Source organism: Akkermansia sp. UNK.MGS-1, from assembly GCF_000980515.1.
In the GTDB taxonomy this organism is placed as follows: domain Bacteria; phylum Verrucomicrobiota; class Verrucomicrobiia; order Verrucomicrobiales; family Akkermansiaceae; genus Akkermansia; species Akkermansia muciniphila.
Genome location: NZ_LBCB01000008.1, coordinates 264628 through 289586 on the forward strand (window position 1 = coordinate 264628; position 24959 = coordinate 289586).

Here is a 24959-nt window from a genome sequence, read left to right on the forward strand (position 1 = left end):
CCTTCATCGGAACAGCAATACCCGGCTTCCAGTTCAAAAATCTCCGCATCCCGGCCTCTCTGCTGCAGAAAACGGGAATGCACTCTCATTGTCCGGCAGGAAAAACCAGCCCGCATGCCCGGCATGTGATTCTCCTTACGGGCAGGACTATCCCTCCGCACGTTGTTCACGGGCAGAAAACAGTCTCTCTACATACTTGGCCAGCATATCCACTTCCAGATTGACAGGCTGGCCGGGAACGGCATTCTGCAGATTCGTGCGGCCGAAAGTATGGGGAGTAATCCAGAACTCCAGCAGAGAGCCGCTCAAATTGGCTATGGTCAGGGAAATGCCGTCAATGGTGATGGAACCCTTGTCAATACAATAGCGGGTGAGTTCCTCCGGAATGCGCACCTCCAAACGGTGGTCCTGCCCTACAGGCTCCAGAGCGGCAATCGTACCGGTATGGTCCACATGCCCCATCACGAAGTGGCCTCCGAAACGGTCCATGGCGGACATGGCGCGTTCCAGATTAACCAGCATCCCCGGCTTGAGGGTTCCCAGACTGGTGACGCGGAGAGTCTGGGAAAGCAGATCAAAGGAGATGCGTTCACCCTCCAGGGCATCCACCGTCAGGCAGCATCCGTTGACGGCAACGGAATCCCCCAGGGAAAGTTCACGGCCGAACGGAATGGTCAGCGTCAGCCTGGCTCCGCCGTTAATAGGCGTAAACCCTTCCACAGTTCCTGTTGTTTCAACGAGTCCGGTAAACATAAGAATGATAGCACGCTCCGGCCATTAATGGCCGAAGCAGGTGAAGAAAATAAACACGATGGCAGTGGGAAAAGCCGCCCAGGCAAACAGCCACAGGGGATTGATGCCTTTGAAATATTTACCCAGAATGGCCTGCCCGGCCGGATTGGGGGCGTTGGCGATGACCGTCAGGCCGCCGCCCGTCACAGCACCCGCCACCACGGAATATTTGACGGCTTCCGGCAGGTTGGGAACCGTAGACGCCAGGAAAGTGACGGCGGCATTGTCATTAAATGCCGTCAGCAGCGTAGCCCCGACCATGGCGTAGTCCCCCAGCCGCGTCAGCACCGGCTCCAGCCACCAGGCCTGCACGCCGCCCAGAATGACCAGCCCCGCCAGGAAGAACCCCACCATGATGGGCACACGCAGAGACATTTGGTTCTGGTATTGCGGCGTAGCCAGTGTGAAACCGATAAAGAACAGGAAACTGCCGATGAACATGACCGGCTCATGGGCAAAAAGAACCGTCCAGACCAGGAAGCAGACATGCGCCAGGGTCACCCACAACGGTATCTTGTCATTGCGGTCTTCCCAGGACTGGGGAACGGCGTCGTCAAACTCGTCGAACACCCTCTGCTGGGAAGCCAGGCGGGCGAACTCCCTGCGGAAAAGGAGAAAATACGCCAAATTGGAAATGACGATAGCGGAAACGGCCTTCCATCCGAAATGCTGGATCATGTGAGCCAGCCCCCAGTCCCACTTTTCCGCCACCATCACTACGGGTGGAGCTGCAAAGTGCGTCAGGGTGCCCCCGATGGAGATATTCACGAAGAGAAGCCCCAGAGTGGCGTACATCAAGGTTTTCTTCGGCTTGAGGTCGTAAAATTTCTTGCTTAGGATCAGGGCTCCGATCGTCATGGCGGCGGGTTCCGTAATCAGAGAACCCAGCAGGGGAGCCAGACACATCACGGAAATCCACCACGCGCCCGGCGTGGCCTTCCCAAGCCTGGCGCCGCAGTTCACGACATATTCCGCCAGCTTGAAAATAGGGCGGGAAGAAGCGATAATCATGATAATCATCACGAACATCGGCTCCGTGAAGGAACAGTCATAATTCAAATAGGCGGAAAAATCCTCAAAGGAATAATACTTCCAGCACACGAACATGAAAGGGATAAGCCAGATTCCAAACACGGCTTCCACTTCTCCCAGAAAATGGAAAATGGCGGACGCGAAGGAAACCGGGAGGCGCTCTTCCGGATGCATCACGCGGAAGTTGGTTTCCTTGAGCTTTTCCTTGTAGCGCAGGGCCAGCTTATGGGAATAACGCTCAAAGCGGCCGGCCAGAAACGTATGGATAATAGCGCCGAAGAAAACGAGCGTCACTGCCAGGTTGAAACCGCCGGACTGTTTGTTGCGTTCACTAAGCACCTGGTACAGGCTGGCATCCGGCGGCACCGGATTGTACTGATTGAGAGGAATGGGAAAATGGCTGTACTGGGATTCCCCCCCCACTTCCGCGGCCGGATAAGCGGGAGCCGCCGTGCGGGCCGAAGCTTCACCGGCGGGAGCCCCCAGGAAAAAAACGGCGGCAACTACGGCAGTGAGCAGACCTGCACGGCGCGCCAGAACTTTGAAGAAATGACAAATACAGCTCATGTCTGCAGACAGACTAAACGCCTCTCCTTTCTTCCGCGAGCGGAAAATGAGTCTGCATGCTTTTTAGTGATAACGCATTCAAACGGGAAAATCCAGACATGCCCCGGAAAAAACGCGCGCGGCACGGAACAGGCTGTCATGCCTGCCTGAGTTTAAGATTGAACAGAAAACTTAAAAATAGTAGTTGCAGATATGCGCTCCGTCCCAGGCCTCCTTTCCGTTTTCTTGATCGCAGCCGGTGTCGCATGTGCGGAGCTTCCGCCCGACCTGCCGCCGGCATCTCCCCTTCCCTTGACTCCCGGCCCGGTCATCGGGGGAACCATCAAGGGAGACCCGGCCGCCGGCATCGTTCCCGTCAAAGACCTGATTGAAGCCAACCGCAAGGATGAATACATCCCCATGGCGGAACCCATTCCCGGAGAGACAGGCTCTTCCGCTCCCCTGGCGGAGTCCATCCCTAACGCGGAACCCATTCCCGGAGAAACGAACCTGCATGCCCCGGCACAACCTGCGGAGGCACCCCTTGCCATTCCCTCCACGGCTTTTTCCCCCGTTCCGGTTCCTCAGCATGAAACCCGCGTAGCCATTCTGGGCTACCATGATTTCAGCCGCACCCTTCCCGCTACGGAAATGCGCATGAATACGGATGTATTCCGCTCCCAGATGCAGGCGCTGAAGGCGTCCGGAGTGCCCGTCATCTCCATGAAGGAATTCCTGGAATGGAAACTGGGGGACAGGCAGCTTCCGGCCAAATGCGTCATGATCACCATCGACGACGGCTGGAAGAGCGTCTACACGGACGCCTATCCCATCCTGAAAGAAACAGGGTTCCCCTTTACCATTTTCCCATACACCAAATTCATCACGGGCCGCGGTTCAGCCATGAGCCCCGCCCAGATTCAGGAAATGCTGAATAACGGTGCCACCCTGGGCAGCCACTCCGTCAGCCACCTGTACCCAAGATCCTGGAGGGCTGCCCAGCGGAAAGGTACACAAGCGGTTCTGGAGCTGGCAACGGCGGAAATAGGCAATTCCCGGAAAATCCTTCAGGAAAAATTCCCCGGTTCTTCCGTGGAGGCCTATTGCTATCCTGGCGGCTTCATCCTGCCGGAAATGATCTCCAAGGCGGAAGAAGCCGGATTCCAGGCGGCCTTTACAGTAATCCCCAAAAAAGTGACCAAGGACACGGACCGCTGGCGGATTCACCGCTACATGGTCTTCGGCAAAGACCCTAAGACATTTACCAGAGCCCTGAATTTCAACGTTCCCTCCACTCCGGAAACTCCGGCGGCCCCCCCTGGCAACAGCAGCGGGAAAAAGCTGAATTCCTACCCGGCCCCGGCCCAGCCCGTTTATCCGGCTGCCAATACCGTGGTAAAAAAACAGACTCCCGATATATCCATTTCCCTGACAGGGGAACCCTCCCTGGATCCCAGGCAAATGGAAATGCGCGTCTCCGGCTTCGGCCTGGTAAACGCCCGGTACGACGCCAAGGAAAAAATTTTGAAATGGACTCCCTCCCGTCCCCTGCGGCTCAGCCCCGTAACCGTCCAGGTCCGTTGGAAAAATCCTGCTGTCAACATGTGGCAAACGGCCACCTGGCAATTCGGCATCGAGGAACAGGAAATGCACTTCACTCCCCGGAACATAGTCAAATAGCCATTTTCCCTCAGGACTTTTTCACCACCAGCTTGCGGATGCCAAACCGGCGGTTGGTATCCGGCCCTCCCCAATTTCCATCCGTTCCGGACACTTTTCCTTCAAAGAAAAGAGGAGAGATGGAAGGAACTTCCGGTTCCAGATTCCCCTCCTGGAAGGCCTTATGAATCAGCTCCTCTCTCTGGAAAGCCTGAGAGCCTACATGATAATACTCCAGGGTGAACACCACCCCGAAAAACAAAGTAGCTCCGGCAAGGCAAACAGTCACCGCGCGCAATCCGCGCACCATGATCTCATTCCGGTACAATACGGAAAACAACACGGTTGACGCCGCCAAAACAGGCAGGGACGACACGAACTGGACATGATGGGCGGGAATGCACACCGGAAAATAACAAACGGACATGATGAACCCCAGCAACAATAAAAAAAGAATATAAAAGAAGGATTCCTTTTCCTTCCTGATTACTTCCCGGCACCGCTCCGTGCCGCTGGACAACAAAAATCCCGTTAATACTGCGGAAACGGCATATATTTTACACAGCATCCTCGCGTGGTAATAAAGCAATATCCCGAAAGACTCCGCATAGGCGCAAAAACCGCCCTTCCTCAAAACTTCACTCGCTCCCAAATCATGGCCAAGCCGCGAGTACAACCCGGGGGCGGCAAATAGAAACAGGCCTCCCAACGCAACTCCGGCAAACCCGCACCATACATAAGCGCCCACCCTGCGGTCCCGGAACATGCCAACCGCGGCCATGATGCAAAACGCCGCCACCATTCCTATCGTCGCTCCCTCATTACAGGCGCCGCAGAAAATCCCATAAATCAGACATCCTGAGGACAGGCCCCAGCGAGAGGAGGTTATCCGCTTCCCCCACCTGGTTCTGTAAATATTCATGAACCATACGATCAGGCATCCGGTCCACACATAATTCATGGAGCCTGCGCGTGTCAGGCAGACATAATAAACGGTTACCCCGGCTGAGACGAACATGCTTAAAGTAAACAACCATGTCCATGCGCCGCACTCCCGCCGGAGATTGGGCATTCTCCCCAGAGCGAGCACATAAAGACCAAGAACAAGGGCAAGCACAAACACGGGATTCAAGACCGTCCAGACCAGCCGGGGAGCAGAAGTAATAAAAAACGCAGCCATTTCCCCCAGCCTGGGATTCCAATACAGGTAACTGTCCACGCAGGCCTTCCAGACATGGCGGATATGAAACTGCCCAAGGTACCCCGTCCTGTCGTGAATAAAGGAATCCCCGGCAATAGGGGAAAACCATGAAATAATATATAAAATAAATAATACTGAAAATGTTACAGCAATGGGAAAGACAAAAATTCTCCTCGGCTTCAACATATTTTTTTCCTAACGGATTAGGAATCCGCATATAACGTGAATCCCGAAAAGGACTACGCAGGGAGGCCGGATACAAAGGAAGAAGGTTCTCCTCCGCTGCGTTCGGACACATCCAGCCATAAGGCCCGGCAGTCCTGTTTTCCCGGCACCCTCCATTCGGAAATAACTGAGCAAATTTGCATTAAATTATTTTTTCTCAAATTTGTAGGTTGACTCCGGATTCCTAATCCGCTTTTTCCCATATTCGGCAGGTTCCATATAAAAGCTTATTGTTAGAAAAGACTAACATTCATCAATTGAGGAGACTCCCGCACCACCTCCCCGGAATGCCAAAAAAACTGACATTTGGCTTGCCCGCATGGTGTGAAGTGGCATAATCATCCGGCACCATTATCAGGTTCAGCCAGGCACGGACATCCACATGAAGACGAGCACCAAAACTTTCGCCATTGCAGATACAGCCGCTAACGCAGACTATCTCACCAATACATCCGAACCGCTCGGAGAAACGATGACCCTGAATGTGGGCCCCTCCCACCCCGCCACTCACGGCGTGCTGCGCCTGGTGCTGGAACTTGATGGTGAAGAAATCATCAGCTGTGATCCGGTGGTTGGCCATCTGCACCGCGGGATGGAAAAAATAGGCGAAACCATCCAGTACAACCAGTTTGTTCCCTACACCGACCGCTTTGACTACCTGGCCCCCCTGTCCAACAACATCGCCTATGCCTGCGCGGTGGAAAAACTGCTGGGATGGGAACTGCCGCCCCGCGGACAGGCCCTGCGCGTACTGGCCCTGGAGCTTTCCCGCTTTTCCTCCCACATCCTGGGCGTAGGCGTGTACGGCATGGACGTAGGCGCCATGACCGTTTTCCTGTACTGTTATGAGGAACGTGAAAAAATCCATAATTTTTACGAACAGCTCACTGGGGCGCGCTTCACTTCCTCCTATACCCGCATCGGCGGACAGACACGTGATGTTCCCAATGAAATGCTCAAGGAAGTGCTCGTCTTCTGCGATGAAGCGGCCAAAACCCTTGATGAAACGGAAGCCCTCCTGCTCAAAAACAAAATCTTCATTGACCGTCTTCAGGGCGTAGGCGTCATCAGCCGTGAAAAAGCGCTTTCCTGGGGTATTACGGGGGCCAACCTGCGAGCCAGCGGCATTAAGCGGGACCTGCGCAAACTCACCCCCTATCTGGGATATGAAAATTACGAATTCGACGTCCCCGTAGGCGAACACGGAGACTGCTACGACCGTTTTACCGTGCGCATTGAAGAAATGCGCCAGTCCCTGCGCATCATCCGCCAAGTCATTGAAACCATGCCGGACGGCCCCATCAACATGGTGGACACCAAAGGCACGCTGCCTGAAAAGAAAAAAGTCCTGACGGACATGGAATCCCTGATTCGCCAGTTCATGACGACGACCATGGGGGTGAACGCCCCTGCCGGGCAGGTTTACTTTGCCGCGGAAAACCCGAAGGGAGAGCTGGGTTTCTTCCTGGACTCCAAGGGGGGCGGGCTTCCCAACCGCCTGCGCATGCGCTCCCCCTCCTTCTGCAACCTGTCCATCCTGCCGGAACTGATGAAAGGCCACCTGGTTTCCGACGTTCCGGCCATTCTCGGCTCCTTCGACTTCGTGATGGGCGAATGCGACCGTTAAACACCCGCCACTTTCATCCACTTCAACGCAAACACCAAACTTTCTCCCCATGTCCGATTACGCTGAAAACGCCATCGACGCGACTATCGCCCACCAGCCCAGCCCGGGCGAACGGTTTTACCCGGCCTTTGAAGTAACGCCGGAACTTGACGCCGCCGCCAGCGAATACGTTACGCATTACCCGGAAGGCAAGCAAAAATCCGCCGTGTTGCCCATCCTGCATGAAATACAGAAAAAATTCGGCTTCATCAGCGGCGACGCCATTGCCTGGGTGGGAGAAAAACTGAATATCTCCGCCGCCCATGTTCTGGGCGTGGTGACTTTCTATCCCGGTCTGCGCCAGATGTGCCCTGGAAAAAACCACATCCGCGTATGCCGCACTCTTTCCTGCGCCATGGCGGGGGCGGACAGCCTGTTCGACGCCATCTGCACGCGTCTGGGCATTGACAAAAACGGCATCGACCACCACCACCCCATTGGAGTCAGCCCGGACGGCCTGTGGAGCGTGGAAGGAGTGGAATGCCTGGCCAACTGCGGCTTTGGCCCCAACATGATGGTCAACGATCTCCTGTACGAAAAAGTCACTCCGGAAGTGCTGGAAGAAGTGATTGCCAAATATCAGACAGCCTAACCCTTTCCATTTCCCACGCACCAGATTTTCGCCATGAGCATCACCTATCTTCCCGGTAAAGAACCCCACCCCAGGGAAACGCGCCGCATTCTGAAAAACGTCAACCGCGAGGGCTGGAATACCTCCATTGACTGCTATCTGGCCGACGGCGGTTATGAAGAACTGAAAAAGGCGCTCGGCATGGAGCCCAGGGCCGTCATTGACGAGGTGAAAAAATCCGGTCTTCGCGGCCGTGGCGGCGCGGGGTTCCCCACCGGCGTGAAATGGACCTTCATTCCGCCGAACAACACGAAGCCTGTTTACCTGGTTTGCAACTGTGACGAATCCGAACCAGGCACGTTCAAGGACCGCTACATTGTCCATCAGGATCCCCACCAGCTCATTGAAGGAATGGTCATCTCCAGCTACGCAGTGGGGGCACATCAGGCTTATATCTACATGCGCGAAGAATTTCCCATCGCCGCGGAAATCATGCTCAAAGCCCTTCAGGAAGCTCGCGAACGCGGCTTCCTGGGCAGCAATATCCAGGGGTCCGGCTATAATCTGGAAATCCACCTGCACCGCGGAGCGGGAGCGTACATTTGCGGTGAGGAAACGGCCCTGCTCAACTCCCTTGAAGGGGATCGCCCCTATCCCCGCATCAAGCCCCCCTACTTCCCGGCCGCCATCGGCCTGTACGGATGCCCCACCATTGTCAACAACGTGGAATCCCTCTGCCAGGTGAAACACATCATGGCCATGGGAGGAGAAGCCTACAGCCAGGAAGGAGCCAAACGTTCCCCCGGCACCCGCATCATCGGGGTTTCCGGCGACGTCAAACGTCCTGGGTTCTATGAAATCGTCTCCGGCTCCATGACCTTCGGTGAACTGCTGTATGACGTCTGCGGCGGCCCGCGGGACGGGCGCCAGTTCAAGGCCGTGATACCCGGAGGCTCCTCCTCCAAGGTCATGCGCACGGATGCGGAATACAAAGTGCAGAATCCGGACGGCACCATGGGAAAAATCACCTTCTTCGACATTCCGCTGGATCTGGACAGCATCGCCCAGCACGGCTCCATGTCCGGTTCCGGCGCGGTCATCGTCATGGACGACTCCCGCTCCATGCCCTGGGCCATGAACAACATCAACCGTTTCTACGCCCATGAATCCTGCGGGCAGTGCACTCCCTGCCGGGAAGGCTGTCCGTGGATGATGAAACTCAGCACCCGCATCCTGGAAGGAAAAGCCGCCCCGTCGGATGTGGATCTGCTCATTGAAGTGGCCAACCAGATTGAAGGAAAAACGGTCTGCGCCTTTGGTGAAGCCGCCTCCTGGCCCACCCAGGCCATGGTCTCCAAATTCAAGGAGGAATTCGTAGCCCTGACGGATCCATTCAACGCCTGTCTGCCCCACACGGAGGAAGGCAGGGAGCAAAACCGTTTCCTCACCCGCTAAACAGCAGCACGCAACACCAGTTCTCAAAACCATCCCTCTCCCATCCGTCATCATGAGTGAAGAAGCTTCCAAACTCCCCAAAGACATTGCCGCCGCGGAAGGCAAGGTGAACGTCCAAATCAACGGAACGTGGCACCGGTTCCCGCGCGGCACGCGGATTGCAGACGCCTGCCGTTCCGTGGGCGTGCCCATTCCGTGCTTCTGCTACCACCCCAAGCTGGCTGTCGCCGGCTCCTGCCGCATGTGCATGGTGGAACAGGGGATGCCGCCCAGGCTCGCTCCGGGACAGACACCCTCCTATGATGAAAACGGCTATCAGCGCATCCAGTGGATGCCCCGCCCCATCATCTCCTGCGCAAACACGGTGGCGGAAAACATGGGCATCCGCACGGACAGCCCCCTGGCCAGTGAAGCGCGCCGCGGCGTAATGGAATTCCTGCTCACCAGCCACCCTCTGGACTGCCCCATCTGCGATCAGGCCGGGGAATGCAAGCTTCAGGAATACTCCAACGACTACGGCCAGGTGGAAGGCCGTTTTGAAGAGAAAAAGACCAAAAAAGGAAAAAACCTGAGCATTGGTCCGCGCGTGAACCTGGACCAGGAACGCTGCGTGCTCTGCGGCCGCTGCGTGCGCTTCATGCGCGACATCATGCACGATGAGGTGCTCACCATGTCCCAACGCGGCACCTTCAACGCCATCACGGTTTACCCCGGCCGCGAGCTGGACAGCAACTACTCCATGAACACCGTGGACCTCTGCCCGGTAGGAGCCCTTACTTCCAAGGATTTCCGCTTTAAAATGCGCGTCTGGTTCCTGAAGGAAACAAAGACCATTGACGTGGACTGCGGAACGGGCACCAATATCACCCTCTGGACAAGAGAAGACAAGGTATACCGCATTACCCCGCGCCAGAATGATGCCGTAAACTCCTGCTGGATGCCGGACTCTCACCGCCTTAACTACAAATACATCAATGCGGAAACCCGCATTCCCCAGCCCGTCATCCGTACGGATGCGGAAGCGCCCCACCGCCCCTCCACCTGGGAACCGGCTCTGGCTTCCGCCGCGGAAGCCGTCAAGCGCATTGCTCCGAACCAGCTCGCCATCATTGCCTCCGGGCGCATGACCAATGAAGAGCTTTACATGGTCCGCCATCTGGCCGCCCAAATCGGCACGGATATGGTGGACATCGTTCCCCGCATGGGAGAAAGCGACGGCATGCTTATTTCTGCGGATCGCAACCCGAACACGAACGGGGCCAGGCTGGTGCTGGATATCGAACCCGGTTCCAGGCTGGACGCCATTCGCGAAGGAGTTCGCAGCGGTTCCATCAAGGGCATCCTCTCCCTGGGGGAAGACCTCATCTCCCCGGAAGCAGGCTTCACGGCGGAAGATCTGGACAAGCTGGACTACCTGTTCATGACCGCCCACAGCGCCAATGAAACGGCGCGCCATGCGGACCTGGTTCTGCCGGGCGTCACCTACGCTGAAAAATTCGGCACCATGATTAATGTCACGGGCCGTATTCAACGCCTGAACCGCGCTATCCAGCCCATAGGATACGCCCGGGACGACTGGCAGATTTTCAGAGACATCACCCTTCTGCTGGGAGGCAATCCTGCTCTGAAAGACTTCAACTCCGCCCTGGACATCCTCACCGCCATGAGCACGGAATACGGCGCACTCAATGGAGTCTCCTGGGGTTCCATCGGAGACGGGGGCCAGCCCATTCTGGAAACCGGCGTCACCATTCCCGTGGTGGAACGCGAAAAAAACCAGGGCCGCTAATCACACTTCACACGCATACAACCTGTTAATCCGCCATGATTGATTCGATTCTAACCTTTTGCGACGAGGTGCTCAGCAACCCTGTGTGGTTTTATATCATCACTCTGCTGATCAAAATCGTCATCTGCTTTGCCATCACCATTCTGTTCATTCCGGTCTGCGTGTACATTGAACGCCGGGTGGCCGCCTGGATCCAGGACCGCGTAGGCCCCAACCGCGCCGGCATTCCGTTAAGCATCTTCCGCCGCTTCGGCATGAAATCCGACCTGCCGTTCAAAAAGACGCTGGACTACTTCGGGTTGCCCCATGACGGCAAAATCGCCAACCTGTGCCGTTTTTTCCGCCTGGACCGCGACATCCCCATCTTCGGTCTCGTGCAGCCCATGGTGGACGGCGGCAAACTGTTCCTGAAACAGGATTTCACGCCCCCCTTCGTACGCCGCGTATACTTCTGGATCGCTCCCATCCTAGTGCTTGCGCCACCGCTGATGACGGCGGCCGTGGTTCCCTTCGCCGGAGACCTTCAAACCTCTTACGGAAACGTCAACATGGCGGTGGCCAACCTCAGCGTAGGCCCCCTCTGGATGTTCGCCATCTCCTCCCTCTCCGTGTACGGACTGGTGCTGGCCGGATGGTCATCCAACTCCAAATTCCCCTTCCTGGGCGGCGTGCGCTCCTCAGCCCAGATGATTTCCTATGAAATCAGCATGGGTCTGTCCATCATCCCTGTGCTGATGATTTACAGCACGCTGGACCTGTCCAACATCGTGGAATACCAGGCCGCCAACGGCTGGCTCCTGCTTCCCGTGTGGGGCGAGGGCCTGAGCTGGCAGCGCTGGATACTGCTGGTGCCCGTAGCTATCAGTTTCATCATATTCCTCACCTCCATTTTTGCGGAAGCCAACCGTACGCCGTTTGACATGTCCGAATGTGAAACGGACCTCGTGGGCGGCTACCATACGGAATACTCCTCCATGAAATTCGCCCAATTCTTCATGGGGGAATATGCCGCCATGGTGGTGGGATCCTCCCTTGTCATCACGCTGTTCCTGGGGGGCTGGTCCATCGGCTTCGGCCTGGACGGCTGGCTCAATGAAAACGTAGCCAACTGGGTGGCGGTCATCTGCCAGCTCATCGCATATGTGCTCAAGCTTCTCTTCTTCGCCTTCTTCTTCGTCTGGGTGCGGTGGACGCTCCCCCGCTTCCGCTATGACCAGGTGATGAAGCTCGGCTGGATGGTCTTCTTTGAACTGGCCGTCATCAACATCTTCCTTACAGCCGCCATCCTGTACTTCGTCAAGTAATCCCCCCCTTCTTCATTCCGACAACATTACTATTATGGCCTTCAAAACGATCAAGCGTCCGAAGATTTCCCTTGGAGAGCGGTTCTATCTGCAATCCATTCTTGGCGGTCTTTGGCTCACTATCAGGCACCTCGTTCTGGCTCTGCTGGGCAAATCCCGCAACAAAAAAGAACTGGCCGGTTCCGGCATCGGCGTTACGATGCAATATCCGGAAGCCAGATGGGACAAACATCTGCCGAAATATTACCGCGGAGCTCCCGTGCTGGTGAAAGGCGAAGACGGCCGTGAACGCTGCGTTTCCTGCCAGCTCTGCGAATTCATCTGCCCGGCCCGCGCCATCACCATCACCCCCGGCCCCATACAGGAAGGACCGTGGGGCAAAGTGGAAAAAGCCCCCAGGGAATTTCAGATTGACATGCTGCGCTGCATCTACTGCGGCATGTGCGAGGAAGCCTGCCCGGAACAGGCCATCTTCATGAGCCATAACTACCTGTTCACCCCCACGGATAAAACCCAGGCCATCCACAACAAGGCCAAGCTCTACGAACTGGGCGGCACCCGCAAGGGGCTGGTCAACAAGTGGAACCAATACAAATAACCCCCGAACACTCCATTTCCCGTACGTTATGAACATCTTTGCCAGCGACATACTTTTTTACGTTTTCGGGGCCCTGGCCGTGGTCCTGTCCCTGATGGTCGTCTTCATGCGCAACCCCGTCTCCTCCGCCATGATGATGGCTCTTTCCTTTGGAGCCACCGCCGCCGTCATGATCGGGCTGGGAGCCCACTTCCTGGGCATTCTCCAAATCCTTGTATACGCCGGGGCCATTATGGTGCTCTTCGCGTTCATCATCATGCTGCTGAATGTGAAGCAGGAAACATCCCCCTTCAGCAGGCCTTTCTCCGTCGCTATCGGTGTCATCATCGCCTGCCTCTTCCTCGGCCAGCTTATTGGCATCATCTATTCTTTGCCCGGCGCCAAAGAAACGCACCGCTGCCCGATGGCCAGCGCGGAACAGGCCTGGAACGATTTGAAAATCGGGCAGGAGGACGCAGCCCCCTCCAAAACCGGAATGGAAACTCCCGCCTGTAGCCTTCGCAACAACGGCGCCCCTTCCGTCATTCTCCCCCCCCTCTCCCCCCAATGTTCCGCCCACCTCTATCCGGAAGGCACCACCATCCGTGAGGAGATAGACAACGGAGAATTCCCGGACACCGCCCTGCTGGGCCGTACCCTGTTTGACAAATACAACCGGAGCCTGGTCATCGCCGGTCTGGCCCTGCTGGTGGCTTCCATCGGCGTCGTCGTGCTGAGCCGCCGCCCTTCCGGAAAATAAAGAACCCCTTACCACAGCCATCACCATGATACCTCTTACGCATTATCTGATCCTCTCCGGCGTCCTGTTCGCCATCGGCCTGATGGGGGTGATTGTCCGGCGCGACATCATCGTCATCTTCATGTGCCTGGAAATGATGCTCAGTGCTGCCAACCTGTCCCTGGTAGCGTTTTCCCGCGCCCAGGGCACTATGGGCCTGCCCAACTATGACGGCCAGGCCCTCTCCATCTTTATCCTGACCATCGCCGCAGCGGAAGTGGCTATCGGCCTGGCCCTCATCGTCTCCCTGTACAGGGCCAGGCGCACGGCCAGCACGCAAGATCTCAACACGCTGAAAGACTAAGAGCAACACACTACTCCACGAACATGTTCAATATTGATATTCAATACACCTGGCTTCTGCTCTTCCTGCCGCTGGTCGTAGCCGCCTTTGACTGGTTCCTGCTGACCAAACGTCCTGACGTCGCGGCGCTTACCTCCACCTTCTCCTGCCTGGCGACCTTCGTCCTTTCCCTGGGTCTGCTGGACCGGACCGGATCCGATTCCTTCTCCTGGCTCCCGATTTCCGACATCTTTTCCGTGGACCTGGGTTTCGTGCTGGATCCCCTTTCCTCCCGTATGATGCTGGTGGTCACGGGCATCGGCCTGCTGGTCCATGTTTTCTCTCTGGCTTACATGGCGGACGACAAGGCCAAAACACGCTACTTCGCATGCCTGAGCCTTTTCATGTTCTCCATGACGGGCATCGTCCTGGCGAACAACATCGCCATGACCTTTATCTTCTGGGAATTGGTGGGCCTCTCCTCCTATCTGCTTATCGGCCACTGGTACACACGGGACACTGCCGCCAACGCCGCCAAAAAAGCCTTCATCTGCAACCGCGTCGGGGACTTCGGCTTCCTGATCGGCATTCTGACTCTCTGGGCGCTGACCAACACGCTGGATTTCAGCCTGATGGAAATACCCGCAGGAATCAGTGAAAACCTGCTGAACATTACGGTACTGTGCCTCTTCTGCGGAGCGGTGGGCAAATCCGCCCAATTCCCGCTGCACGTCTGGCTTCCGGACGCCATGGAAGGCCCCACCCCCGTCTCCGCCCTGATCCATGCGGCCACCATGGTAGCCGCCGGCGTTTACATGATGGTGCGCGTCCAATACTCCATCGGCATTGAGGCCTTCCCCGCCCTGGCCTGCAATGTCATTGCCGGCATCGGAGCCATTACGGCCGTCATCGCCGCCTTCATGGCCACCCAGCAGAATGACATCAAACGCGTCCTGGCCTACTCCACCCTCTCCCAGCTCGGCTATATGGTCATGGCCCTGGGACTTCTGGCCGGGGAGGCAGCCATGTTCCACCTCTTCACCCACGCATGGTTCAAGGCTCTGCTCTTCCTGGGCGCCGGTGCCATCATCTTCGCCTGCCACCATGAACAGGACATCTGGAAAATGGGCGGCATCATGAAGCGCATGAAGCTGACTTCCCTCACCTTCATCATTGCCACCATGGCGCTGATTGCCATTCCGTTCACGTCCGGCTTCTTCTCCAAGGAAGCCATTCTGGAAGCAGCCCTTCGCAAAAACCCGGTCTTCTTCTGGATCGGCGCGGGCGTAGCCCTGCTGACAACCTTCTATATGATGCGTGTCATCTTTGTGGTCTTCTTCGGCAAGAGCCGCAGCCACAGTTCGGAACACGCCTCGGAAGTTGGCGGCCTCATGCTGGTGCCCCTGCTGATTCTGGCTGTCCTGGCTCTCATCTCCGGCTACGGGTTCATCGCAGACAGGCTGGTTCCTTTCAACGGATTCGTTTCCGAAAGCTTCCACATGGGCATGCCCTTCTACGTCTCCATGGGGGCGCTGGTGCTCGGAATCCTGCTGGCGGCTGCCTTCTACGCAGGATCCCCGGCTTCTGACAAACTCTCCGGCAATGCCGTTTCCCGGGCTCTCGCCAACCGCCTTTATATTGATCTGTTCTATGATAAAGTGCTGGTCAGGGGAGTCCAGGGCGTTCTGGCCGCCATCATCGACTTTATGGACCAGTTCATCATCTCCGGCCTCATCGTTGGCGGACTGGCGCGGTTGACCGCCGCCATAGGCTCCCTGCTGCGCCGCCTGCAGTCCGGCAACATGGCCGCCTATACGGCCCTCTTCGGCATTGGCCTGCTCCTGGTCATCTACTTTACCGTCTTCTATTCCTGCTAACCTAACCAACCAATCACATACCATGCTTATCTGGCTTGTTCTCATTCCTCTGATTGCCGCGGCCCTCATCGGTCTGTGCAAGGCGCCCGCACGCCCGACAGCCCTGCTCAGCGCCTCCCTGACGCTGGCCCTCGGCATCTGGGCCCTGGTTAGCTTTGACGGCTGTTCTTCCTGCTGGTCCCGCTTTGAAGGGATGGACCTCCAGCTCACGTTGGCCCCGGCCCTGTCCAAAGTAATGCTGTTGCTGACCATCCTGGTTACCTTCGCCACCGTGTTGGGCACCAACCCGCCCCAGGGGGGGGAAGCTTCCTGGTACAACTCCGCCCTTCTGATTTCCGCAGGCGCCACCGGGGCGTTCCTGTCCGACAACATAATCTCCTTCTTCGCCTTCCATGAACTGGCTCTTATCCCCACCTTCGTGATGATCGGCCTGTATGGACGCGGCGACCGCCGCACCACGGCCTGGCGCGCCACGCTTTACCTGGGGCTTGCCTCCATGGTGCTGCTGGCAGCCCTGCTGATGATCGGTACGCAGGCTGGCTTCACCTTCTCCGGCCTGAAAGACTTCATGGCCAGCGGGCGCGAACTTGCCCACGCGGAACTCATCGGGGCCCTGCTCATCGCCGGATTCGGCACGCTGATTTCCCTCTTCCCCTTCCATTCCTGGGCAGCCCCCGCATACGCATCCGCTCCCGCTCCGGTAGCGATGATGCATGCCGGAGTGCTTAAGAAATTTGGCCTGTACGGGCTCTTCATGTTCCAGCCGCTGATGGAAACAGGATTCCTTCCCTGGACGAATATCCTGCTGGTCCTGCTCGTCTGCAATGTCATTTGGGTGGGGTACGTGACCGTCAACCAGAAAAGGCTGGACCTGCTGCTGGGCAACTCTTCCGTGATGCACATGGGCTATATCTTCCTGGCTTTCGCCGCCCTGGTAGTTTCCGGTTCCGCGGAAGCCAATCCCTGGGCGCTGAAAGGGGCTGCTCTGCTGATGCTGGCCCATGGCCTGACAATCGCCCTTCTCTTTCTGCTCTGCGGGCAGATTGAAAAGCAAACAGGCACATTGGAAATCAACTCTCTGGGCGGACTGAGCACCAGGCTGCCGTGCATGGCTTTCGTTTTCGGCCTAGCGGGCATGGCTTCCATCGGCCTCCCCGGCCTCGCCAATTTCCCGGGGGAATTCATGGTCTTCTTCTCCGGTTTCGCCGGTTTCAGCAACGGCTTCGGCCCCGTTCAAATCGCCACCATCCTGTGCCTCTGGGGACTGGTCATCGGCGCGGTATACATGCTGAGGGCCTACCGCAATATTTTCCAGGGAGATTTGTCCAAAGCCTCCGCCTACGCCACGGGACTGCAGCCCTCCGAACGGGCGGCCAACTGCTTCCTGGTCATCGCCCTGGCGGTCTTCGGCTTCTTCCCCACGCTGGTGCTCCAGTTTTTCTCCTGATTTCCTCCCTTCCGAATACAATCCTAGTCTAACCTGATTCTCTTTTACCCATGCAAGCGTATATTCCGGAATTCATCCTGGCCGGCCTGGCAATGCTTTTGCTTCTGGCGGAGACCTTCTGCAAAAAAACGCCCAAATTTATTTTCGGGCTGATTGGCGCGGCGGGAACCCTGGCGATGCTTCCCTTCTACATGGAAGGGCTCTATGACAACATCTACATCATCCTGGCGCTCGTCGCCACAGCAGTCACTCTGTTGCTTTCCGTAGATTTCCGGGCCGTCATCAACCTTTCCTCCAATGATTCCAAATCCCAGGACGGAACGGGGGAATTCTACATCCTGCCCCTGCTGGCCTGCGTAGGCATCACCTCCCTGTGCAAGGCATCCAACCTAGTGGAACTGTTCGTCTCCCTGGAAGTGCTCACCCTGAGTTCCTTCATCATGGTAGGCTACTTCCGGCGGAACCTGGGTTCCACGGAAGCGGGCATCAAGTACCTGATTCTGGGCGCCGTCAGCACGGGGTTTCTCGTTTTCGGCCTGGCCTGGTATTTCGGCATTACGGGAACATTCATTTATAATGAAACGATCGTCAGCCACGCCCTGGCTGGCCAGACAGCCCCCGCCATGTACCTGGCCCTCGCCATGCTGCTGCTCGGTACAGCATTCAAAATCGGCGCAGTTCCCATGCAGCTGTGGATTCCGGATGTGTACCAGGGAGCTCCCACTCCGGTGACAGCTTTCCTTTCCGTAGCCTCCAAGGTAGCCGGATTCGCCCTGCTCGGCATCATCCTGGCCCCATTCGCCGTGCTGCCTCCCGTCGAATTCGTCGTAGCCCTGATGGCCGCCGCCACCCTGCTGGTGGGCAACCTGGGCGCCATTCCCCAGACAAACCTGAAACGCATGATGGGGTATTCTTCCATTGCACAGGCAGGCTTCATTCTGCCCCTGTTTATCGGTACTGTGGACGGCCAGTTGGCTCCGAACGCCCCGTTCTACCTGGCTGTGTACCTGGTCATGACCTTCGGCGCCTTTTTCGCCCTTGCCATGATCCGCATCCAGCGCGGGAGCGAGGAAATTTCCGCGTTCCGCGGTCTGGGCAAAACCAATCCCCGGCTGGCGCTGGCGGTCACCATCATGTTCGCCTCCCTGGCGGGCGTGCCGCTGACGGCCGGATTTTTCGCCAAAATGATTTCTTTCGTGCACGTCATCAATACGGGTCTGTATCTGGATTGGATGCTCCCAGTCATGATCGTCTGCGCAGCATCCGGGTTTTACTATTACTTCAAGGTCATCCGCTCCATGTACTGGGACAAGCCCGCAGAAAACGCAGAACCCGTGCAGGTACCGGCCATTTCCGGAGTCATGCTGGCCGCGTTTTCCATCTTCATCGTGCTGGGGGGCCTGATGCCCCTGTTCCTGAACCCCATCCGGTAACAAACGCGTCCTTTTCCCCCATTCTTCCGAAGGCCGTTTCCCGAATTTTTCGCAGAACGGCCTTCCCCATTCAAGCAAAGCTGTATGTTCCGCGTCGTCTGGCTGAAAGCGGGAAGGGGAAGGAGAGAGTGCGGCTGCCCGGCCTTCCGGACTTACGGTTTCAGCCGTTTCAGAATCTTGAGCAACCAGCCTGAGCCAAGTATTTCTTTTATCACATTCATGCCGGAAAAATTTTGAAAAAAGTGCGGCCTGCCTGCGAGATTTCCCCCAGGCCAAACGTAATTAGCCTGTCCTAATTATTTGCCTGTCCCCCACCCTCCGGGCATCAAATCAGACAACCATCAATCATTCAAAACCATGCGTCTTTTATCCTCCGCCGCCGTCATTTGCGCCGCCCTGTTCTCCGGAACCATCCTTCATGCGCAGGACCCGGAACTGCTGGCCAAGCGCCAGTGCCGTTCCGTCCATATCAACCAGCAGGGGCATCCCTCCCAGGCAAGCGCCCTGTACAATGTAGTGAAAGCCAAAACATCCGTTCCCGGCACCTACTTTTGCGCCATGAATTTTGACGACGGCTATATCGGTTTTCAGGAACAATCCAACGGTAAAAAAGTAATCATCTTCTCCATCTGGGATCCGGTGGCACACGGAGACAACCCCAATGATGTGCCGGAAGAAGAACGCACCAAGCTGGTAAAACTGGGCAAAGATGCGCGCTCCGGACGTTTTGGCGGTGAAGGAACAGGCGGACAAAGCTTCGTGGACTATCCCTGGGCAATCGGGGAGAACATGCGCTTCCTCGTCTGCGTCAAAAAAATGGGGAAATTCAAGGAAATCAGCGGTTATTACTTTAATAATAAAAGCAGGTCCTGGGATCTTATTTCCAAATGGAAAACGCATTCCTCGGAAAAGGAACTTTCCTTCTCCGTCGGATTCGTGGAAGATTTCATGCGTAATTTTGAATCAGCCAAGAAGGCCCGCGGAGCCTTCTTTGGCCCCAGCTTCGCGTACAAGGACGGCAAATGGCATCCCAATACCAGCGTAACGTTCACCGGCGACCCAACCCCCTCCACCAACGTCATGGCGAATATCCAGCCTGATGGTTCCGTGCTGCTTCAGACGGGGGGAACTACGAAAATGACGGATTTCAAGCTGTTCCAAAATCGTCCCCTGCCCCAGAATATCAAGCTGGTCCTGCCTGACAAGGCCGTTACCAGTCTTGTTCAGGAGAACATTAACTGATTATGTCCCCCACCGGCTGGCTAACCATGATTGTTTCCATCGGCGGCGTACTGGCCGCCGCCGCTTGGGCGTATTACAAAGTACTCTCCACCCCCAAGGAAACGGAATATCTGGGCAGCCCCACCCCGCCACTGCCGGAAAATGCGGAGGAATAAGGCCCCGACCCGGTGAACCGCTGCACTCCGGACTGAACAACTCCCCCAAAATCATCTTGCCGCATCCAGAGAGAGCGCATGTCGTCCCGATACCTGAAACAGGGCGGATATAAGGGAGTATTTCCCGGCAGACAGGCAACATAGACCGGTATTCTCCGGGGATATGCACGCGAATCGCGCCCGAATCATTCGGGCCGCACCGGTCCACAGGATTTTTAAACGGTTCTTCTCCTTATCCGTCTGACGGAGGCAAGATGAAGCCCAGCCGGTCAATGCCGTATCTGGCGCATTCCTGCCACAGGGATTTTTCCAGGGCTTCCGCAGTACGGCGGCGTTCATCCTCCGGCATGTTTTCAAAATATTCCGGCCCCAGGTGTTCGCTGATGGCCTTGTCCGCCATACGCGTCACGAGATCTGCCCAAAAAGAGTTGTCCCGGTATTCATCCAGGCAATCCTGGAAAAAGGCGCTTTCTTCATATTCCCGGGTGAAGGCATATCCGCCCAGCTCATCCGCATAGGCAATGCGCCCTTTCAATTTGGAGGTGACGGAAAGCTCTTTCATCAGCCGGGAAACCAAATTCCCCCACGCCGCCAGACGCGCCTCCGCCCCGTCCTGCTGGTTGGAGGCAGCCACCGTGGCGGCAGTGGAAAGCATTTCCGCCAAATCACGCGCTTCCTCGTCGGACAATTTCAACGTCACCGGCATGGGAAATCAAATCAATCCGAGTTTCATTCTGCCCTCCTCGCTGACCATGTCCTGGTTCCAGGGGGGATCCCACACCATTTCCACATCCGCAGCCTCCACCCCTTCCAACGCTTCAATGCGGTCCTTGGCTTCCATGACCAGATGGGGCCCCATTCCGCAGCCGGGCGCCGTGAGAGTCATTTTTACCGCCACATGATGAAGGCCGTTCTCCAGCTCAATGACGGCCACATCGTAAATCAGACCCAAGTTGACGATGTCCACGGGAATTTCCGGGTCATACACACATTTCAGCGTATCCCAGACCCTTTCTTCCAGTGTGGCGTTCTCATCCAGCGCAGCCGCTTCCGGAGAAGGTTCCTCCGCTCCAGCGCCAAGGGCGTCCGCGTTCTCCCTGGAGATACGGGCCAGGCCGTGGTCCGTAGCCACGGTATAGGAGCCGCCCAGTATCTGGGTGATATACACGCGTTCCCCTTCCGGCAGGGTGAGCACATCCCCGCTGGGGATCTGGACCGCCGTCACTTCTCTTTTGAGTTCTACTACCTGGTTCAGCATAAATCCTTGCAATTAAAGGAATATCCGGCTAAGGACATGCACCGGAGGCTTCCGAATGCCATGGGGCAGAACCGGCCCATGGTTCCCGGAACCTTCCGCGCAGGAGCAACATAAGGCGTATTTGCATCACCGTCGAGGTCAAAAATTGTTCAGCCCCGGCCGGAAAAGCCCTTCATGACAGGAAAGAGCATTCCGCCATGTTCTGGAAAAGTCGCCGGAAGCGGAGAGCTTCGTTCTTGCCTAGCGGAGGGAAAAAGTGTAAAAGGTTCGGGCTGCCCGGGCTGCCGTCAGCTCATGGCCGGCTACACGTACATTTTCAACCTGACATTCCATGCTAGATTACTTACGTAAACATACAATCGTCATCATGGCAGCCATGGCCCTGGTGTTTGTGGGCCTCATGTTCGTCGGCGGGGACGTAAGCGGCGGCTCCCTGACCGGCATGTTCAAGCAGACTTTCGTTTCCGTGGACGGGAAATCTTATGGGGAAAAGGATTATAACAATATGGGCAGGACCGGCCTGTCCGTGGCTTTCTCCTTCCCTTCCACCTTCGGTCCGCTGCTTCAGGACAATTTCAGCTCGGAAGAAAACCTGCGCGAACTCTGCCATCTGCTGAAAACAAATAATCCCAATGCGGCTTTCCTGGCCTACCGCGGCATTATCCGCCGGGAGGCGGGACGCCTGGGCTTGACTCCCAGCACCGCGGAAATTGACGATGCCATTTGCAATATTCCAGAGTTCCAGGACGATAAAGGCGTTTTCGACCCCCAAAAATACGATAATTTCATTTCCATGCGTGGCAACATGGGTAAAAAGCTTCAGGAGGAACTGCTGCGCGGTCTGATGGAAGACACCATCAGCCTGGAGCGCATCAAGGACGTGCTGGCCGGGGGTATCTCCGTGGAGCCCGGTTTTGCCGAGGCTGTAGCGGAATCCAACAGCCAGCAAATTACAATCAACACCGCCTTCCTGGAAAAAAGCGCCTTCCGCCCCAAGACGGATCCCGGAGAAGAGGAAATAAAAACCTTCTGGGACAAGCACAAGGAAAATTACAAAAATGAGGAAGCACGCTTCTTCACTGTTTACACTTTCATCCCCGCAGGCGATGCTCAGGCACCCAAGCCCGGAGACATTTCCAACGCCACCATGGAGACTATGAATCTGGTGGAAAATGACATATGGGAACCGCTGAACGCCACCAACGGCAGGAATATGGACCAGGCCATCAGCGAAGCCCTGGCCAAGACTCCCGGCGTCTGCAAAATGGAAAAAAAGTCCTACATGGCCGTAACGCGTAAAAACGCGCCTCAGGAAATCAACCAGGCAATCAACCAATCCGCTTCCGACGGACGCAGCGCCAATCTGCTGGATGTGGCTTTCTCCCTGGCGGGAGCCCCGGCCCTGAATGCGGATGCGGATGCCAAGGCCGTTGAAGAAGCGCGCGCCAAGACCGGAGCCGAACAGATCAGCACCATGCAGGTGCTGGAAAACGGACAAGTCGTCCTGATCCGTCTGGAAGGCATTACCCCGGTCAAAGCCCTGCCTTACGAGACCGCCCGCAACAGCGCCCGCGCCGACCTGCTGGAAAGCATGACCGTTGAATCCATGAATAAGGCCGCCACGGAACTCAATACGGAATTGCAGAAGGCGGAAAAACCCGTAGAACAGTTCAATGCCATTGCCGGAAAAGCCGGTGCCAAAACTGCCTCTTACGGTCCCTTTGTCAATCCAAACGTACTCTTGAGCAGCGTCAACCTGCAAAACGCCAAAACACAGGAAGAGCTCCAGTCTATTCTGGAACGGGCCATGAATTCCCGCCTGGCCCCTCCCAAAGAGCTCCCGTCCCCTGAAGAAGTATTCCAGGCGGCTTCCGTCATCAACCCCGGCCAGATGGCTCAGCCCATCAACACGGGGGACGGCATCCTGCTGACCCAGCTCGTCAAGCGCGAACTGGAGGATACACCGGAATTCCAAATCAAAGCTACCCAGCAAATTGCTCCGGCTCTGACTGCCCAGGCAAAATCCATGATCATGCTGGACTGGCTGAAAGCGTGCATCACCCAATATAAGGTGGAAATCGCTCCCATCCTGAACCAGGAACGCTAACGTTTTCCTTTTCATGACAACCGTCAGCGAGCCCGTCTCCTTCCCACAGGCCCTGAACGCCGTCTGAACGCATTCGCCATGATGGCCTCCGCCCGGAGGCCATCATTTTTATTACTCCTTCTCCATCTCCCTCCTTTTCATCATCCAATGAGCGCCCTGCCCTCCCAGTCCAGATACATCATCGGAACGGAAGCCTGTGAACGTTTCAGCTTCTACGGCATGAAGTCCATCCTCATGCTGTACATGACGGGTCATCTGCTGATGAGCGACAACTGGTCCACCTCCACCCTTCATATTTTTGTGGCAATGGTATATCTGCTTCCCCTGGCGGGGGCCTGGCTGGCGGACAAGGTCTGGGGCCGATATAAAACCATTCTTTATATTTCCCTGCTTTACTGCGTAGGACACGGAGTTCTGGCGACGGCGGATCTTTCCCACACCATTGAAGCGCGCCGTTACATTCTCATGGCGGGCCTGTTCATCATCGCGCTGGGAGCCGGAGGCATCAAGCCATGTGTCTCCGCCTTTATGGGAGACCAGATTCCCAATAAGTCCCCGCAGTTAATGACCAAGGCTTTCAATGCCTTCTACTGGGCTATCAACCTTGGCTCCTTCTTCTCCTTTCTGGTCATTCCGGCCATGGAACAGCGTTACGGGTACAGTTGGGCGTTTGCCGTCCCGGGCCTCTTCATGGGAGTTGCCACCTTCGTCTTCTGGCTGGGCCGCAAAAACTACCACAAAACGCCTCCGGCCCGGAACAGCGGGCAGCCCGGCTTCTGGAAAGTCCTTTTCATCATCCTGTTCCACGGAGGCTGGAAAAACGCGGAACAGCGCTGCGGAACTTCCGCCGTGGAAGACACCCGGCACATCCTGAAAATCCTTTCCATCTTCGCCTTTATCATTCCATTCTGGTCCATTTTCGAACAGACGGCTTCTTCCTGGGTATCCCAGGGCAGCAGGATGATTCCTCTTTCCATCCCGCTCCCGGGCGGTTCCTGGTCCATCGGGCCGGCCCAAATCCAGGCGGCCAATCCCATTTTCGTCATGGTGTTCATCCCCCTCATCACCGTATTTGTTTATCCCAGGGTGGCAACGCTGGCAAGGCCCCTGGTGCGCCTCGGAACGGGATTGGCCCTCAGCTCCGCTACATTCCTGATTGTCGCTTTCCTGCAATACCGGCTGGAGGAAGGAACCTCCATGTCCATCGCATGGCAGCTGATTCCTTACTGCGTACTCACCATCTCTGAGATCCTGGTCAGCACCACCGGCCTGGAATTCGCCTATACGCAAGCCCCGGCGCATTTAAAAAGCCTCATCACCAGTTTCTGGAACCTCACTATCTTTGCAGGCAACATGCTGGTGGCCGCAATTACTTTTTTCCTGTCCAACGGAGAATCAGCCAACGCCATTTCCACGGACCGCTTCATCCTGTACGCCGTGCTCGCCGCCGTAGTGGCGGTCGCCTACTCCTTCCGGGCGCGCAGGTACGGAAAAACGGAATAAAGAAAGCACTGCCGTTCCCCGGGCGCGTGGCCGGGTTA

21 protein-coding genes are annotated in these 24959 nt (G+C 56.6%); 16 read left to right on the top strand and 5 right to left on the bottom strand.

Annotation, left to right across the window (positions count from 1 at the left end; genetic code table 11):
- Positions 1-147: 147 nt before the first annotated feature.
- Positions 148-753, bottom strand: a complete 606-nt coding sequence (locus tag WW58_RS04760) for a riboflavin synthase (protein WP_022198766.1) — start codon at positions 751-753, stop codon at positions 148-150.
- A gap of 24 nt (positions 754-777) precedes the next feature.
- Positions 778-2391 (bottom strand): putative Na+/H+ antiporter, encoded by a 1614-nt coding sequence (locus WW58_RS04765; RefSeq protein ID WP_215833424.1) that lies wholly within the window; start codon positions 2389-2391, stop codon positions 778-780.
- 225 nt (positions 2392-2616) lie between these two features.
- Between WW58_RS04765 and WW58_RS04770 the strand changes: the two genes are divergently transcribed.
- Positions 2617-4050, top strand: coding sequence for a polysaccharide deacetylase family protein (locus tag WW58_RS04770; protein WP_180975802.1), 1434 nt, complete (start codon positions 2617-2619; stop codon positions 4048-4050).
- 10 nt (positions 4051-4060) lie between these two features.
- Here WW58_RS04770 and WW58_RS04775 read toward each other — a convergent pair whose 3' ends face one another.
- The gene (locus WW58_RS04775; RefSeq protein ID WP_046435757.1) at positions 4061-5416 is read right to left on the bottom strand and encodes a DUF6056 family protein; all 1356 of its coding nucleotides are present in this window, start codon (positions 5414-5416) and stop codon (positions 4061-4063) included.
- A gap of 421 nt (positions 5417-5837) precedes the next feature.
- On the opposite strand from WW58_RS04775, the gene nuoD reads away from it, so the two are divergent.
- The 13 genes from nuoD (at position 5838) to WW58_RS13005 (ending at position 20053) form a co-directional block, all read left to right on the top strand.
- Positions 5838-7082, top strand: a complete 1245-nt coding sequence (gene nuoD / locus WW58_RS04780; RefSeq protein ID WP_012420649.1) for an NADH dehydrogenase (quinone) subunit D — start codon at positions 5838-5840, stop codon at positions 7080-7082.
- A gap of 49 nt (positions 7083-7131) precedes the next feature.
- A complete protein-coding gene (locus WW58_RS04785; protein ID WP_012420648.1) occupies positions 7132-7713 on the top strand; it encodes an NADH-quinone oxidoreductase subunit NuoE family protein in 582 nt (193 codons plus the stop codon).
- A 33-nt stretch (positions 7714-7746) separates the two neighbouring features.
- Entirely contained in the window at positions 7747-9147 is a 1401-nt protein-coding gene (gene nuoF / locus WW58_RS04790; RefSeq protein ID WP_022198759.1) for an NADH-quinone oxidoreductase subunit NuoF, read from the top strand.
- A 52-nt stretch (positions 9148-9199) separates the two neighbouring features.
- Complete coding sequence (locus WW58_RS04795) at positions 9200-10936, top strand: molybdopterin-dependent oxidoreductase (protein WP_022198758.1); 1737 nt, start codon at positions 9200-9202, stop codon at positions 10934-10936.
- Positions 10937-10971: 35 nt separating this feature from the next.
- On the top strand, positions 10972-12240 hold the full coding sequence (locus WW58_RS04800) for a complex I subunit 1/NuoH family protein (protein ID WP_012420645.1): 1269 nt from the start codon (positions 10972-10974) through the stop codon (positions 12238-12240).
- Positions 12241-12274: 34 nt separating this feature from the next.
- On the top strand, positions 12275-12838 hold the full coding sequence (locus WW58_RS04805) for a NuoI/complex I 23 kDa subunit family protein (RefSeq protein ID WP_012420644.1): 564 nt from the start codon (positions 12275-12277) through the stop codon (positions 12836-12838).
- A 28-nt stretch (positions 12839-12866) separates the two neighbouring features.
- Positions 12867-13577 (top strand): NADH-quinone oxidoreductase subunit J, encoded by a 711-nt coding sequence (locus tag WW58_RS13000; RefSeq protein ID WP_022198757.1) that lies wholly within the window; start codon positions 12867-12869, stop codon positions 13575-13577.
- 25 nt (positions 13578-13602) lie between these two features.
- On the top strand, positions 13603-13920 hold the full coding sequence (nuoK, locus tag WW58_RS04815) for an NADH-quinone oxidoreductase subunit NuoK (RefSeq protein WP_012420642.1): 318 nt from the start codon (positions 13603-13605) through the stop codon (positions 13918-13920).
- A gap of 23 nt (positions 13921-13943) precedes the next feature.
- Positions 13944-15776, top strand: coding sequence for an NADH-quinone oxidoreductase subunit L (gene nuoL, locus WW58_RS04820; protein ID WP_031931130.1), 1833 nt, complete (start codon positions 13944-13946; stop codon positions 15774-15776).
- A 22-nt stretch (positions 15777-15798) separates the two neighbouring features.
- Complete coding sequence (locus WW58_RS04825; protein ID WP_046435758.1) at positions 15799-17223, top strand: complex I subunit 4 family protein; 1425 nt, start codon at positions 15799-15801, stop codon at positions 17221-17223.
- Between the two features lie 50 nt (positions 17224-17273).
- Positions 17274-18656, top strand: a complete 1383-nt coding sequence (locus WW58_RS04830; RefSeq protein WP_046435759.1) for an NADH-quinone oxidoreductase subunit N — start codon at positions 17274-17276, stop codon at positions 18654-18656.
- A 357-nt stretch (positions 18657-19013) separates the two neighbouring features.
- The gene (locus WW58_RS04835; RefSeq protein WP_012420638.1) at positions 19014-19898 is read left to right on the top strand and encodes a DUF3472 domain-containing protein; all 885 of its coding nucleotides are present in this window, start codon (positions 19014-19016) and stop codon (positions 19896-19898) included.
- 26 nt (positions 19899-19924) lie between these two features.
- Positions 19925-20053, top strand: coding sequence for a hypothetical protein (locus WW58_RS13005; protein WP_256943674.1), 129 nt, complete (start codon positions 19925-19927; stop codon positions 20051-20053).
- Between the two features lie 232 nt (positions 20054-20285).
- On the opposite strand, the gene WW58_RS04840 is transcribed toward WW58_RS13005, so the two are convergent.
- Complete coding sequence (locus WW58_RS04840; RefSeq protein ID WP_046435760.1) at positions 20286-20759, bottom strand: hypothetical protein; 474 nt, start codon at positions 20757-20759, stop codon at positions 20286-20288.
- Positions 20760-20765: 6 nt separating this feature from the next.
- Positions 20766-21311: a putative Fe-S cluster assembly protein SufT gene (gene sufT / locus WW58_RS04845; RefSeq protein ID WP_012420635.1), complete on the bottom strand. Its 546-nt coding sequence runs from the start codon at positions 21309-21311 to the stop codon at positions 20766-20768.
- Between the two features lie 331 nt (positions 21312-21642).
- On the opposite strand from sufT, the gene WW58_RS04850 reads away from it, so the two are divergent.
- Together WW58_RS04850 and WW58_RS04855 are read left to right on the top strand one after the other, a co-directional pair.
- On the top strand, positions 21643-23418 hold the full coding sequence (locus WW58_RS04850) for a SurA N-terminal domain-containing protein (protein WP_182916062.1): 1776 nt from the start codon (positions 21643-21645) through the stop codon (positions 23416-23418).
- Between the two features lie 147 nt (positions 23419-23565).
- Complete coding sequence (locus WW58_RS04855) at positions 23566-24921, top strand: POT-type proton-dependent oligopeptide transporter (protein ID WP_046435762.1); 1356 nt, start codon at positions 23566-23568, stop codon at positions 24919-24921.
- Positions 24922-24959: the final 38 nt, after the last annotated feature.